The organism is Bacillus sp. SIMBA_005, assembly GCF_046535585.1.
GTDB classification, from domain to species: domain Bacteria; phylum Bacillota; class Bacilli; order Bacillales; family Bacillaceae; genus Bacillus; species Bacillus pumilus.
Genome location: NZ_JAWRWI010000353.1, coordinates 1 through 274 on the forward strand (window position 1 = coordinate 1; position 274 = coordinate 274).

Annotated in this window: 1 protein-coding gene; it reads left to right on the plus strand. The window is 73.7% G+C overall.

All coding sequences use genetic code 11. The annotated features are described in order from the left end of the window. On the plus strand, positions 1–274 hold a 274-nt coding region (locus SB660_RS20430), incomplete at both ends, for a PDC sensor domain-containing protein (protein WP_410584151.1).

Consider the following 274-nt stretch of genomic DNA (forward strand, 5'->3'; position numbering starts at 1 on the left):
GGACCGCTGCAACGACGCGGCGACCTCTGGACGCTGCCGGTCGCGCTCCCGACGCCGCGGGGCTGGCTGGTCGCCCGGCTCGGCACCGCGGAATTCCAGCGCATGATCGATCGCCTCGACACGGGACGCGACGGCAGCGCGGCGATCCTCGCGCGCGACGGCACGATCGTGGCGCACGACCGCCGTGCCGGTGCCCATGTCGGCAAGCGGATCGCATTGCCGGTGACGGGGGAGTGGGCAGACGGTATCGCAGGCCGCGATGCGGTCAGCCAGC